This is a genomic window from Parabacteroides sp. AF14-59, assembly GCF_003479515.1.
Taxonomy (GTDB): domain Bacteria; phylum Bacteroidota; class Bacteroidia; order Bacteroidales; family Tannerellaceae; genus Parabacteroides; species Parabacteroides faecis.
The window spans coordinates 374,774-386,948 of record NZ_QUHH01000002.1 but is presented as its reverse complement, the minus strand read 5'-3'; the positions used below and the strand labels follow the sequence as shown (position 1 = coordinate 386,948).

The 12,175-nt window shown below is 41.6% G+C and carries 10 protein-coding genes; 3 read left to right on the top strand and 7 right to left on the bottom strand.

Features of this window, described 5'->3' with window-relative positions; translation table 11 throughout:
* Positions 1-18: 18 nt before the first annotated feature.
* A complete protein-coding gene (locus tag DWW23_RS03755) occupies positions 19-1,029 on the bottom strand; it encodes an aspartate-semialdehyde dehydrogenase (RefSeq protein WP_122351943.1) in 1,011 nt (336 codons plus the stop codon).
* Positions 1,030-1,159: 130 nt separating this feature from the next.
* Here DWW23_RS03755 and DWW23_RS03750 point away from each other — a divergent pair, with 130 nt between their 5' ends.
* Positions 1,160-3,499 (top strand): lamin tail domain-containing protein, encoded by a 2,340-nt coding sequence (locus tag DWW23_RS03750; protein WP_122351942.1) that lies wholly within the window; start codon positions 1,160-1,162, stop codon positions 3,497-3,499.
* A 238-nt stretch (positions 3,500-3,737) separates the two neighbouring features.
* Here the strand turns inward: DWW23_RS03750 and DWW23_RS03745 are convergent, their stop codons facing one another.
* Positions 3,738-4,865 (bottom strand): clostripain-related cysteine peptidase, encoded by a 1,128-nt coding sequence (locus DWW23_RS03745; RefSeq protein WP_122351941.1) that lies wholly within the window; start codon positions 4,863-4,865, stop codon positions 3,738-3,740.
* A gap of 120 nt (positions 4,866-4,985) precedes the next feature.
* Between DWW23_RS03745 and DWW23_RS03740 the strand changes: the two genes are divergently transcribed.
* The gene (locus DWW23_RS03740) at positions 4,986-5,546 is read left to right on the top strand and encodes a DUF3575 domain-containing protein (RefSeq protein ID WP_122351940.1); all 561 of its coding nucleotides are present in this window, start codon (positions 4,986-4,988) and stop codon (positions 5,544-5,546) included.
* Positions 5,547-5,553: 7 nt separating this feature from the next.
* Entirely contained in the window at positions 5,554-6,084 is a 531-nt protein-coding gene (locus DWW23_RS03735; RefSeq protein ID WP_122351939.1) for a DUF3868 domain-containing protein, read from the top strand.
* A 631-nt stretch (positions 6,085-6,715) separates the two neighbouring features.
* Here DWW23_RS03735 and DWW23_RS03730 read toward each other — a convergent pair.
* The 5 genes from DWW23_RS03730 to DWW23_RS03710 form a co-directional block, all read right to left on the bottom strand.
* The gene (locus DWW23_RS03730) at positions 6,716-7,609 is read right to left on the bottom strand and encodes a fimbrillin family protein (protein WP_233564257.1); all 894 of its coding nucleotides are present in this window, start codon (positions 7,607-7,609) and stop codon (positions 6,716-6,718) included.
* A gap of 87 nt (positions 7,610-7,696) precedes the next feature.
* The gene (locus DWW23_RS03725; protein ID WP_147382588.1) at positions 7,697-8,680 is read right to left on the bottom strand and encodes a fimbrillin family protein; all 984 of its coding nucleotides are present in this window, start codon (positions 8,678-8,680) and stop codon (positions 7,697-7,699) included.
* Between the two features lie 49 nt (positions 8,681-8,729).
* Entirely contained in the window at positions 8,730-9,665 is a 936-nt protein-coding gene (locus DWW23_RS03720) for a DUF5119 domain-containing protein (protein WP_233564256.1), read from the bottom strand.
* Positions 9,666-9,769: 104 nt separating this feature from the next.
* On the bottom strand, positions 9,770-10,621 hold the full coding sequence (locus DWW23_RS03715) for an AraC family transcriptional regulator (protein ID WP_122351936.1): 852 nt from the start codon (positions 10,619-10,621) through the stop codon (positions 9,770-9,772).
* A gap of 9 nt (positions 10,622-10,630) precedes the next feature.
* Entirely contained in the window at positions 10,631-12,160 is a 1,530-nt protein-coding gene (locus DWW23_RS03710; protein ID WP_122351935.1) for a glycoside hydrolase family 10 protein, read from the bottom strand.
* Positions 12,161-12,175: the final 15 nt, after the last annotated feature.

The window sequence follows — 12,175 nt, the reverse complement described above, 5'->3', positions numbered from 1 at the left end:
AGAAAGATTATAAAGTTGTTATCCTATGTTCTTAACCTTGATCAGGTATTCAGCGATCTGAACAGCGTTCAGGGCAGCACCTTTCTTGATCTGGTCGCTCACAGTCCAGAATGTCAGACCGTTCGGGTTACTGATATCCTTACGGATACGGCCTACGTAAACCGGTTCTTTGTCGGCTACGAACAAAGGCATCGGATAGTCTTTGTTTGCCGGATCATCCTGCAGGATGATACCTTCGCCTTCAGCGAAAGCCTTGCGGGCTTCTTCCACGCTGATCGGACGCTCTGTCTCGATCCAGGTTGCTTCGCTATGAGCACGCATAACCGGAACACGTACACAGGTTGCGCTCACTTCGATATCTGAATGCATGATCTTGCGTGTCTCGTTATACATCTTCATTTCTTCTTTCGTATAACCGTTATCAGTGAATACATCTACGTGAGGGATCACGTTGTATGCCAGTTGATAAGCGAATTTTTCTACTGTAGGTTCTTCGCCCTTCAAGAGTTGTTCGTACTGTTTGATCAGTTCTGCCATAGCTGTTGCGCCTGCACCGCTGGCTGCCTGATAAGTGGATACATGTACACGCTTGATATGCGATACCTTTTCGATTGCCTTCAATGCAACGACCATCTGGATGGTAGTACAGTTCGGATTGGCAATGATACCGCGAGGACGATTCAGTGCATCTTCCGGGTTCACTTCAGGAACTACCAAAGGTACATCGTTATCCATACGGAATGCGCTGGAGTTGTCAATCATCACAGTACCATGTTTTGTAATGGTTTCTGCAAATTCGACAGATGTACTGCCACCGGCCGAAACAAAAGCAACATCGATTCCCTTAAAGTCGTCGTTATGCTTAAGCTCCTTAACGGTGTACTGTTTACCACGGAAGGTATAAACACGTCCGGCACTGCGAGATGAGCCAAAAAGCACAAGCTCATCCATTGGGAAGTTTCTTTCGTCGAGTACGCGCAGGAATTCTTGTCCTACAGCTCCACTCACACCAACAATTGCTACTTTCATTTTGAGCACTAATTAAAATTGTATTTAAAAAAAATGTTATAACTTTACAGCATCCAAAATCAAGACACGTGGATAGTTGTAAGTTATTAGCGTGCAAAGATAGATAATTTTATAACAAAACTATATAGCTATGAAACAATTTATTCTATTTATCCTTGTATTACTTCCTGTTTGTGCATTTGCACAGTTCACTGAGACATTTGATGGGCCTATTCTTAATGTAGGTTGGATAGGTGGTCGTGATTCTTTCCTTATAGAAGGCGGACAGTTAAAATTAAATGCTCCTGGAGGGAAAAGTGGCATTGCTTCATTGAAGCATATCATCCCTTATGCCTCAAATATGCAATGGGAGTTTGAGGCGCAGATAAATACAAATCCTAGTGATAATAATAATGTACGTATCGCTCTTTATGATGAAGGAGGTATTTACTATTATGTACAAATAGGTTTTGCAGGAAAAAATAAAATCGGTTTCCGTAGGAGTAAACAGAAAGATATGTTTGAAAGGCAAGAAAATAATTTGGGTAATAAAACACATCTTGCCATTAAAGTAACGTTGGAAGATAATAAGTACTGGACAATGTACTCTCGTCAAATAAATGAAACTTATTATAAACTAGAAGGTTCCTGTACTTATCCAATAATAGCGGCTAAAGATTCTGGTTATTTCCTTATTAATATTATTTATACGGGAGGTAGAAACAAACATTTTCTGTTGGATAATATCTATGTTTCAGATAAAATAACCCCAACAGTTACAGAACCGAGTGAAGATCCGGAAGAACCTGATGATCCTTCAGAACCCGATATCACATTGCCTAAACTGTTGTCAATAGAACCTTTGACTCTCTCTGATCTGCAATTTGTGTTTGATCTTCCGGTTAAAACGGAACAGGCTACATTTTCTGTTTCCAACATAGGGAATGCTGACCGTATTGCATATGCAGATGAAAGTCGGAAGATTGTAAATACTCATTATCCGGAAGAAATGAAGACAGGAGAGGTTTATACAATTTCCTATTCTGGCGTAATGGATGAGAAAGGAAGTACACTTGACGGCTATTCAGAGAAAGTAACAGTGGAGGAAGAAGGGGAAGGAGATGAGGAGCCTTCTGATTCAAAAGCAATTGTCATTAATGAAATTATGGCTAAACCTGGCGACGGTTCCTTCTTCGAATATGTAGAGCTATATAATCCGACAGATCGTATATTTTCATTAAATGAATTAGAACTTTGGAATGGGAATAAACGTAAGGTATTACCTGATGTTGTATTACCACCTCATGAATATGCGTTGTTATATAATAGTAATATAGATTATAGTGGTGATGGTGTCGTTATACCAATAGAAAAATTTTATGCTTTAAATGATGCCGGGCAACATTTAGCATTGAAAACTCCATCCGGTGTTATCATCGATGAAGTAACCTATGAAAAAGCTACCCCTGCCAAATCCTGGGAGCGTTCTTCTTCCGGCTGGTATCTCTCTTCCGATCCGCGTGGGGGTACTCCTGGCTCTGCTAATTCATCAGGCGAGGGAGAGGAAAAGCCAAATGAACCTGTTACACCTGACGAACCCGATGAACCGGATACTCCGGATGAGCCGTCTCTCCCTGATATAACTGTCGAGCCGGGGGAGTTTGTTATCAACGAACTTCTTCCTAATCCTTTTATCGGTGGTAGTGAATATATCGAACTGTATAACCGTTCGGGGCATGCTTTGCCGGTATCCGGTTTATCGATTGCTGTCCGTAAGGCTGATGGAACGTTGAATACCCGTTATCCGCTATCTTCTGTTACCTCGGTGATTGAATCTGACGGTTATGTACTACTGACAAAGAACCTGTCGGGTGTCACCGATTTTTATACAATCTTGTCCCCCTCTTCTCTGTTTGAGGTGCCCAAACTCCCCATACTGGCAAATACTTCTTCTACACTCGTGTTATTTCGGACGAAAGATGAAGTAGTGATCGATGAGGTTTCTTATTCTTCCAAATGGCATGCTTCCTCCGTGAAAGACCAGAAAGGCGTAGCTCTTGAACGGATCGACCCTGAGGCAGAAACACAATCGGCTGCAAACTGGACTTCTGCTTCGGCCACAGCCGGTTATGGAACACCCGGTTATCAAAATTCTCAATCGGGTATTTCTTCTCCGGATGATCCTGATAGTCCGGATGAACCTACCGGTATTGAGGTTCCACAGTGGGATGAGAGTTCCGGTCATTATACCATATCTTATTATCTCGACCAGCCGGGATATAGCTGCCGTGTCTTTATCTTCAATCTGGCCGGTATCCGTGTTGCCGAAATCGCCAACCACGAACTGTTAGGCATGAAAGGACAGTTGACCTGGGACGGCTATGCCTTATCTGGGAAGCAACTGCAAACAGGCATTTATATTTTCTATGCCGAGTTATATCATATTACCGGCACGGTGAAAAGATATAAACATATATTTCCGACCCGGTAAAAAAGTGTGGATAAGTCGTTCATTAATAAATCACTTTATGTTTGTTGGAGATATTTGGAAGCTTTACATTTGTATGTCTCCGATGGGCATAGAGCCTTAATCGAAATAATTGTAATGCCTATGAATGAAGATGAATTTAAAACAAAAAGATAAATAATATTGCAAGTTTGTAAATAGGATAAAAGTCGCTATGAAAGACTATAACTAAAAGTCTCGTCATAGCGGCTTCTGTTTTTTATTAATAAACCGCCTTATACCATGCAAGTTGCTTGTACCAATCAAACAATCTGGTCAGAGAAGGTTGAGGTACGAAGACCGAAAGGCCGGAATAGTGATCGATTTTTTTAGCTGAATATATAGCTGCATAAAACGAGTATGGAGTAGCATATTTACTGACAATAACTTTTTCCATACTGGTGGTGAAACGTTCGTACTGTTCATTGCTTGCCAAATGCCGGATGAAATCATCGAAATCGTAAAGCATATGCGGCTTGCTTGTAGTCAGATATTCCAGAATCTGCATATCAGACAAAGGCAAAGCATAGATATCCTCTTCTGTTTTGTCTTTTAATATTTCATTGACTATCAGGGCTAATTCGTCCAATTCGCTTGTCTTTATCAGTGACACGGTTCCGTATGGAGAACTATTGTTACTATAGTAGTCATAAAAACTTTTGGTAACTTGTTCCAGATCTGCTTTTTCTTTGAACAGGGCTGGTAAGAAGTCTTCGTAAGGAAATCCGCGTGCGAGTACTTCTGTTGGTGATCCCAGAAGGTAATCAGTCTTGTCTTTCAATTCATAAGCACATTCAATACCGCTCATATAGCAGGCATCGAAAAGCATAAAGTCGAAATGGAAACCTTCCAGAGCCTCATTCAGTTCGGTTATTTCCATATATTTGTAGTTCTCCGCCCCGAAAGAGCGTAGAGAAGAAAAATTTCCCGGCAACCAGGAGGTTGCATGACTGGATAAGATCAATCCATAACTTTTTGCAGGAAACAATTCGATCGTTTCCTTTATCACGTTATGCATAGTCTCTGGTAGGATCGCACTCTGATTTTCATAGAAACGGAGAGTGTCTGTTACTACATTCCCGTTTTTATCTTCTTTTATCTGGAACAGATAAGATCTGCTTTTGCTTTCTGAATAATATATGACCAGATTCCCCCAATTCCGTTCTTTATCGGATGCTACTGTCATCATTTGAGAGATGTTAGCACGTATGTCGCTTCCGAGATTGCTGGCAATCATATAGGCTAGAATTGTACGCTGTGGCGTTCCTGTCGGTCTCTTGATCTCTTCTTTGTCACAACTACCCAGTAATAGAGCAAAGAGGAAACTATAAATGATAAATTTGATTTTCATGCCTTGTTTTTTATCGTAACAAAGTTACGCATAATTTGTTTGCATCTAATTATTTATATTTCTTTTTTCTATCTTTGTGTGCTAATTGATTTTAAAGCATGTAGAGAAAAAGAAATTAATATGAAAAAAATACTATTTATCGCATTGCTTTTGTGTTGTCTGGGCTGGGAGGGAAAGGCGCAGACTGTGGCTGTCAAGTCCAATATCCTGTACGATGCAACCGCAACGGTGAATCTGGGCGTAGAAGTGGGATTCAATCAACACTGGTCGCTGGATATTTCCGGGAACTATAACGGATGGGATATCGTGAGCGACAAGTCGTGGAAGCATTGGATGGTACAACCCGAAGCCCGCTACTGGCTGCACGAAAAGTTTAACGGTCATTACTTTGGGCTTCATGGTATTTATATCGATTACGACATTGCCAATTCGAACTTCATGTCGGTGATGAAAAAGAAATTTGCCTACGACGGTAACGGATATGGCGGTGGTCTCTCTTACGGATATCAGTTGTATCTTTCTCCGCATTGGAACATCGAATTTTCAGCAGGAGTCGGTTTTGTTCATTTTGAATACGATAAATCGGCTTACCCTGCAGACGGCGAATCTGCTTATAAGTACCGTAATAACTACTTCGGACCGACCAAGCTCGGTGTTAGTATTGTATATATAATTAAATAAGTGAACGATGAAAACTCCGGTCTATATATTCCTTTTTCTGTTGATTATGCAGTTGTGCCCTATGCAGTTGCAGTCGCAGACACAAGCGCAGGCTACAGTTTACAATGGCCTGGTTAATATCAAACAAAACAAGGCTGAAGTAGAGCACGGCCGTTTGAAGTTGGATATGGATCTTTTACTGAGCGGCGTGTCCGTCGGACGTTATCAGACATTGTTGCTGACTCCGGTATTGCGTCAGGGGAACAATTCGTTTCGTTTGGCTCCTATCCGCATCAATGGGGCGAATAAGCAGAAAATGTATGAACGCATGGTTGCTTTTGAAGGAAAGCAGGTAGCGGACGGAAATGCTTATGTTGTCTTGAAAAGCAATCCGACCTTATTGCAGGAGGTCAGTTATAAAAAAGAGTTTTCTTTCCAGCCATGGATGGAAGAGGCTGAGTTGATCCTTGTGGGCGAGCTGAATAATTACGATGGTATTCCGGTTCAGACGTATACGAATATCCTGACCGATCATTTTTATATTCAGATGGCTGAGTAATACATAGTAAAACTGCCTTTAACCGTTCATTGTTCATCTTTTTTGCAATCATCCTTTGATAATTAAACGGTGATGGGTGAATAGTTGGGTGAACGGTTTTGTGAAAAAAGGTGAACGGTTGGTGTAAACCATTCACCTTGTCTTTTTAGGGCTTCTTATGTTTAGCCTGTATGTTATTAATCACTACGTGGAAAGTCCGGACTGATTAAGCCGGATGTCATAATCTTTTTGCTTAACGACCTTCGTTGTTAAGCTTGATGAGCGACGTCGCAAACCTTAACGACCTTGGTCGCAAAGCTTGACGATGGTGGTGTCCGGATCTGTAAGTCATAACTACGGAGTTAGTAGATAGTAGGTTTGATGGTAAAAGATGCCGTCTAAAAAGATAGTATTGAGTTGCCCGGATAACTATTTATAAGAAGGTGAACGGTTTAGAGGTGACTGTTCACCCTTTAATCAAACCGTTCACCCCGATCATTCACCTATAAGCCAGTAATAATCAAAAGATGACTGTAAAAGGTGAAGGGTTGAATGATGTATTATTCAAATTCGCTAGTATATCAATTCTGATGAATACAGGCTTTGAATGGTTTTATCTTTGGGTGAATCCTAAATGGATAAGAATAATCGTTTAGAAATAAACCGTTTCGTCGCTTGTGCCGCCATCCTGCCAGGGAGTGATGCTGCCTGAGATGCTGATATCCTGTGCCTGTATGGTGAAAGAGTAGGTTTGTTTTTTCCCTCCTTCAAAAGCCTTTTGGGATTCGATGCGATAATCCTTGCCACTCATTCGGACGATGAAAACAGGTTTCTCTATCGGATAAAGAAGGTGGTTTGTTACGAGTGTTATTTCGTTCGGTGTTATTTCTTTACTGATGTTGTCGATCAGTGTATAAGGCGTTGCTGAAGCGGTAGCGTTTAACTTGCCGGTTTGTACATTTAATTGTATGGTTGATGGGTAGTTCTCCATCGAAATACTTTGTATGATCATATCTTCTTTGATATCATCCGCTTTCTTGAATTTGAGCGTGATGGCGGAAAGGATATGGTTGAAAGAGAGGTTGACGGGGTTGTCGGCTGTTGTTTTGTCTTTGTCCAAAACAGGGGTTGCCCACATGAGGTCATCCTGTTTTTTTAGATCGAAGGGAATACTAAATGGAGCGGTGGTCGCCGTTTCGGAATAAGGATAGTAAGCGTAAAAGTTTAGTAACGTATCAGGGTTGATGGGATAGTGGGCATGAGTATCACAGGTAAATTGATTATTGTCTTTTACTTTGGTATACTTGCTATTATTCAAGTCTTTGCGAATAGATAAGTTAGATGAGGTATTAGAGGAATGTCCCCAAGAAAATATACCAATTTGTGTATTATTGGGAAAATTATCTTCTAAGATAATTGCTTTAGTGGTGTTTTTTATATTTGTTTTAAAAACAATTACAGACTCTTTAGAGGAGTCATTATTATTTATATCATCATTATCGTGAGTACAACTAATGAGTATAACATATATAATAAATGGAATCATTCTTTTTGTAACCATTGCGTTTTATTTATTCAATTTAAAATAACAGTGAATTCTAATCAAATGAATTCACTGTTATTTTGATATAGATTAGATTATATCACCAGAACCAGTTTTATCATCTTTCCATTCTGTAATGCCTGTTGTTAGATCACTAATTTCAGAACCTTTTAAAGTTAATGTTATTTTTGTAATACTTCCTTCAGCAAGTTCTGTATTTAAATTACTTGCTTTAATCTGTTTCCCATCTATAGTGAGTGATAGCTCGCTAATTGTTGTTCCAGGTGTAACTATAGGACTCCAATCTGAATATATCTCACCTGCATCATTTGTTTCAATATTTTGAGTAACCCCAGTTTTTGTAATATCCATAGGTGAGCCTCCTAAGGTTGCTAATTGAGAAACAAGATCAAAACTAACTTCGCTGTTTGCTATTTTTACTTTGATATCTGTTAATGCCCCTTGACCTTGAAAAGATGGATCTTTTTTAAATACAAAATTGATTTTGGAAAGTTTGTGGCTAAATGAAATATTTGCATTCTCTACAGTAGCTCCACTGTAAGTGAGCCCTGTTGTGATTTTACCCATCAAGAGGTCTGTCGTATTACCATCAAGAGGTACTTTAACTGTTATTTTTTCCGCAGAAGTTTTGTCAACGGCAGGAGTAAGAGTATAGTTTGTATTTGATTCCACTATTGGATAATATGCATAAAAATAATGCTTTATGTTACGTTCCCAAAACATGGTTTTAGGAGTTGCTTTTTCAGCAAGAGATAGTTGATCAGCTCCAACTGTAAATTCTATGCTTTCCTTAGCAGGATTACCCAAGGCTTCTCCTGTAGGAGCATTTTCTCCTTTGTACATTGTTAAAGCTATATTTGTATTTGCATCAAATTTTGTACCATCGCTGGATATAGCTTTAGTTTGGACTCCTATTATAGAACTTCTAAATTCAATAGGTGTTTTTCCGTCCTGTGGATTAATTTCATTTATCGGATCACTCTCGCTTGTACAAGCGGTCATTGCTGCAACTGTTGCAGCAATTGAAATCATACTTAATACTAATGTTTTCATAATTATAAAATTAAATTGTTTGAACTCTTTTGATTGTTTATTATTTGGATTATTCAATGACCATGTCGTCACCGGCAGAAACTTCCCAGTTGTTGATCTTTACAGTGAAGGAAGCATCTTTTTCTACCGTTACGGATACATTTACATTGATATTATTTCCTTCCGTATTGCCTATCGATTCTCCTAAATCGAGCGTTGCGGAAGAGGTACTGCCGTCATTGAGGGTGAAATCCAGCTTTACCTCGTTTGTGGGGGTAGGGGGAGGGGTTTCTCCATGTTTGGGGGCGGTTCCTAATATCATAATGTTTGCTTTAACTCCTTCCTTTGAAGGAGCGGTTTCAAAGTTTACTTTTGTTGTTTTTTCCGGTACGATCTCTTGTTTACTCAGGTTGAAAGCGGCAGGAACTCCTGCTAATTCACCCTTACATTCTTTTATGTACTCCATACCGTCGACTTTTATGTCGATCGTTACTTCGCGGATCAATGAAGCCATGCTGAACTCACGTGTGTTGCTGATCCCTTCGTTAGCTTCCACTTCCAATTCGTCAATAGCTATTCCATAAAAAGGAATACGTCCTGATGTCGTATATCCGGTTGCTTTCGTTGCCGGAATGTATGCTTCTGCCGTTTCGAATGTATTCATATTGCGGAATGCGATATTGTCGGCATCACAATTGAAAACCAGTAAGCGGTATTTATCCGGTGGTAAGGTGAATTTCAGTCCGTCGGCATCGCCTTCGATCTGTGTCATCGCACCCTGTTCCAGGGGATAGAAGCAGTAACGTACTTTCTTTGGACTCTCGTGGCCGCTCAAGGCCTGTTCCCATTTCAGCGAATATGAGATAAAACCGTAGGAGGACTGTTCCGGCTCTTCCTTTGTACTGCATTTAATGAAACATGTAATGATCATTAATATGCAAGCGGCAATTCCGCATGAGCAACCTATCTCTCCTTTTATCATCACCGAATATTCTTTGAAATTCAATTCCTTTTGTTTCTGTCGCAAATATATCGGGAAAAAACATGCAGAAAATTGCTTTTTCTATTCAATAAGTTGTAAAAAGTGCGAAAGCTGTTGATTTTTGCTGCTTATTCTTCTTTATTCGTCCGTAAGGCACGGGGAGACATGCCGAAATTGGCACGGCAGAAATGGGAAAAGTTGGAAAGTGATTCGAAACCATACTTATAGCTGATTTCGGAGATCGACATATCGGTAGTGGTAAGATCGTTCTGGATGTCTTCACATTTCTTTTTCAGCATCCATTGGTAAGCGGGTTCGCCGAATGTCTCTTTGAACAGACGGCGGAAAGTCGGCGTGCTGTAGCCACCCATCTGTGCGAAGGCTTCCACATCTTTTGCCTTCATATAATTCTGCATAATGAAATAACGGAAGCTCTTGCTGTACCGGTAAATCGGAGAGTAGAAAGCAGAGAGTTCTTTTAATGTATAGTAGCAGTTGAGCAGGTACACCAGTTCTGTCCGTTTGGCATTCAGGAAACCGGAGCACAGCAGGTCGTCGTTCAGATACATTCTGATCCCTTCCACGAAATATTGCAAAGGCGGACACATATTCATCACGACCGGTTCGATGCGTGAAGTCTCTGCGATGCTTGCTCCTTTATTAAAACGTTCGTTGCAGACATTCATCGGTCGCTCGAACAGATACAAGATACATTCGGCGGCTTCAAGTATTTTAAATTCGACCTTTGAACCGATCGGTTGCAGGATAAACTGCCCTGCCTCGAAGATCGTGTCGGGATGTTCTTCGCTGTTGACCTGTACACTCCCTTTCAGCAGAAAATAGATTGTATTCTGCAGGCAACGTTCCCGGGGAATGATGATTCCCTTGGGATAAGAACGATATTTAAAGATGTGTTTCCTGTATTCAGGACAGGAGCCACAATCCGTGAACTTGCTATATCTCAGGTCGGAAGAGAACATAGACAATCATTATAATTTTACCTTGATACTTTTACCTTCGCTTTCGTTATGGAAACGATCGACAGCGGTCACAATATAGCGATATTTTTTCTTTCCGTTATTATAAGGCATTAAAAATCTTGTGTCCCGGGTGATTTTTGCTATTTTGGCCGGGTTGCTGAGATCGACCGGTTCTTTATCTTCGAAACAGTAAACGACAAAGTAGGAGGCAAGCTCCGGATTTGTGGGGCTTTGCTCTGCCTGCCAGTGCAGCATGTAGCCATCCTGGGTCCATTCTTTTTTCAATTTCTTCACCTCCTGCGGAGCCCGGTTGTGCATGTGGGTATAGGCCGGGATCAATGCCGGATAACGGTGATAGTTCCTTTTCAGGCTGTCCGCCACGCCTTTGTTATTCCATAACAGTTCATTGGCCGGCCAGAAGCAGTTACCTTTTACTTTCGACAGCGAACGTTCGTAGAGCATTTTACGTGTCAGCTGGTCGGCTTTCATCGTGCGTGCCACGTCCTGACCGATATAAAGGTGAGGACCTGCCGGGGTTGCGTTCTTGTTCCACCATTGGATCAGGGTGATATAGTCGGCTGCCGAATGGCCTATCTCCCAGTATATTTGTGGCATGTTATAGTCGATCCAGCCTTCTTTTACCCAATGCAGGATATCTGCATAAAGGTCGTCGTAGTTTTGCAAGCCGTTGGTGTTGCTGCCGGAATTGTCGGGTGTGTTTTTCTTGTTCCGGTAGATGCCGAACGGGCTGATGCCGAAACGTACCCAGGGTTTGGTCAGGAGTATCGTCCGTTTCAGTTCACTGATCAGGGTGTTCACGTTCTCCCGGCGCCAGTCGCCGCGCTGTGCTTCCGTATATCCTTTATTCAGACCGTATTTACGGAAACTGTTATCATCGGGGAAAGGCATTCCGGGGGCGGGATAGGGATAGAAATAGTCGTCCATGTGGATAGCATCCACGTCGTAACGGCTGACGATATCGCGTACCACCTTGCAGATGAACTCACGGTTCTGAGGAAGTCCCGGGTCGAACAGGATCTGCTTATTATAGGTAACGAACCATTCCGGGTGCTGGTTGTAAATATGAGAGTCGGCAAACCGGGTGTTGCCTGCCGTGCTGGCACGGTAAGGGTTCAGCCAGGCATGGAACTCCATGTTCCGTTTGTGGCATTCTTTGATCAGGAATTCCATTACGTCGAAATCACCTGCCGGGGCGACACCTTGCTGGCCGGTATAAAAGCGGCTCCAGGGTTCGATGTCCGATTTATAGAAAGCATCCGCTTCGGGACGGACCTGGAAGATGATGGCATTGATACCGCAGGATTGCAGGTAATTCAATTTGCGCACAAAATCTTTCCGCATCTGCGCCGGGGTCATGTCTTTATATTCTCCCTGAAAAGCTGTCTGTATCCAGGCTCCCCTGAATTCCCGTTTGTCTTTTCCTTCTGTTTGACGAACAGGCAACTGGCGTGTAGTCGAACAGGAGGTTACTACACAAAGGAACACTGCCAGAAGCAGGCGGATATACTGATTGTTCATGAATCTTGTCTGGTT